This window comes from Falsiporphyromonas endometrii, assembly GCF_042654485.1.
Lineage (GTDB): Bacteria > Bacteroidota > Bacteroidia > Bacteroidales > Porphyromonadaceae > Porphyromonas > Porphyromonas endometrii.
Map to the genome: position 1 here is coordinate 1 of NZ_JBHSGO010000089.1, position 2,639 is coordinate 2,639.

Below are 2,639 nucleotides of genomic sequence, written 5' to 3' on the forward strand. Positions count from 1 at the left end.
TAACTATTTGTATACCATAAAGATAACTATTATTAATAACATGGAAAAGACTTAATATAGAGAAAGTTGAAACTTTTTTCAAAAAACAGAAAGGGCTGCGCCAAATGGAATTTTGACACAGCCCCATCTTCAACTATCCTATATCACGGATTAGGGAAATTATAACAATATCTTATGTATGTTATTGGTTGATTTAACAATAACCACTTGATTTCCTTTTACAACCTCTTCTAAATTGATAATTTCATCTTCAAACATATACTTTTGATACAAAAGTGTTCCTCGTAAATCATATACATATATCATCTGATGAGATCCAGAAATAATAGATTTATTTTTGATTGTAATATCTTTTTTCAAACAAACATCTTTCGTTGATTCATCTATTTGTTCTTTCAACTTCACATTCATCTTATCCGACAAATCTGAAAAAACAACATTCGAACCAATAAACCTGAATGCCTTAACAGTATAATAATAAGTCAAATCATCTTTTTTCATCAAATTATCAACCACACACTCAGTCTGTTTCTTTACAAGATTAACCCTATTGTTTAAGAACGCAACTGATGTTTGATCAGGTAATGTAGCTACGACATTGACGCTATCCAAAAGGAAAGGCTCTCCTGACCAAGAAAGAACACCTATGTTCATATCGTTCTTGTCTGAATAAACAAAAGAGATGTCTTTTTCAATGAATCCAGTTTCATCAAAATGAATAGCTTCCACTCCTTCCGGCCTACTTCCATTCACTTGCACTGCAAGATCTGTGTCTTTTTCTCCCCACGCACGAATATGAACCTTTACAGAATATGACTGTTGTGGAGAAAAGATTATTGAAGGAAGAATAATAGCTGCGCCAAAACCTTTAGTTCCTATCATTCCATCAGCCACAATTGTTTGTGCTCCCATCCAACCTGGATATGTAGTGTATTTATCCAAGAATGAATTTTCCTTATTCAATTCTTTGTAATCATTGGGTTTATCGATACCCTTTTTTATCTTTTCGAAATTCTCATCATAAATGACAATATCCCTTTTTTCTGATGCTGATATTAAATTATAGTTATTAAACAGATAACCATCTGCTTTAGGTGTCTTTTCCCACTTTGCAGTAAAGTTATCTTGACCAATATTTTCCGCCTCCAAAACTACAGGTGTAACAAGACCAAAAACAAAGACCTCTTCAGAGGGTAATGATATTTCATCTCCCTTTTTGGCTTTTACAGAATAATAGTAGTCTGTTTCCGGGTCTAATCCGGTCACAGTAAGCGAAGTTGAGTTCGTGACTTCTTTATCTTGATATCCCTCTACGAACTGATGATCCGGCTCGTAAAACACTTTAAGATCGTCAAGATATATATCACCATCATCTTCAATGCGTATTCTTATGGCAGTGGCATTAAAATTAAGATACTGATCAAGTGGTATAAACTTAAAATCTGGAATTCCTTTTGTATCGATTTTAAGAAGTTGAGTCCAATCATTTCCAACATATTGTTCAATCAATATAGAACCATGCTCTTTAGTATTAACCTCTTTAGCAAAAAAACTAGCATGAACAATCGGTTTGGATGAAGAGTTCAGCTCAAGAAAGTCCCCCGATATCATATGCAAAGATTTATCACCTGTCTTTGCATTATCCTTATTTTGATTAATTGGATTTTCAGAAGAAAGAGATACTTTGAATTGACCGAAATCATTTGAAACAAGTTTATGATCTTCCGTCAATTTCACATCCTCAAATGAATCAACAATTGAGTCTGTGGCTTTATATTCTTTTTTTGAATAAACACTGACCAGATATGTATCTATTTCTTGTAAAGCATTCCAGTTTGCTCTAAATCCATCTGCCTTTAGGTCATCATAACCAGTCACTTCAGGATAAGGTAAAAGACCTTTTTGTCTTGTAATTGTTATATCATCAATAAAGAACTGAACATCAGAATTTGCAGTAAACTGAACAAAAGAATTTTGAGATTTATCATTTGCCTCGACATCAATAGTTGTAATATAGTTATTCCACTCCTCTGTCAATTTAAAATTATCTCCACCTAAGTTTGTACTTCCAGAAGCAATACTAGCGTAGATTACACATTCTTTATCATACTTCTTTTTACTCCTTGCACGAAAACTAATTGTGATTTTACCACTATAATCTCCATAAGGTGTATTCAAATAACCATCTTCCAGGTCCCACCCTGTAGAATAATTTGATACAAAGCAAACGCCCCCGGCTTGATGTATGGCAGCACCGGTCCACCCCTCCTTATGTGTCAATTCAGAAGGAATATAAGTTGTATATTCATCTGCTTCATCTTTTGAATATGGATCGTCTTCCGAACCCATAGTAAACTTAGAGAAATCCTCTTTAACAACTACTTCTTGATCTTGCCCATATAAATAAAAAGGCGCAAGGATAAGTATTAAACAAAATACTGATCGTAATAATTTTTTCATAGTAACTAAGAAGCTGTTTAAATTTAATTGAAAAACAATCTTATATAAGGAATTAATATATTGAATATCAGTAGGTTAGCTGATTTATTATTTGTAACTTTATGATTATCAAACAATTAAAGTTATGGAGCAATATTCAACCAACCTGACTGATAAACAGTGGCAAGTTATCGAAAAAA

At 32.9% G+C, this 2,639-nt stretch carries 1 protein-coding gene; it reads right to left on the bottom strand.

The features are described 5' to 3' along the window. Positions 1-159: 159 nt before the first annotated feature. Positions 160-2,460: a hypothetical protein gene (locus ACFO3G_RS03445; protein ID WP_380078010.1), complete on the bottom strand. Its 2,301-nt coding sequence runs from the start codon at positions 2,458-2,460 to the stop codon at positions 160-162. Positions 2,461-2,639: the final 179 nt, after the last annotated feature.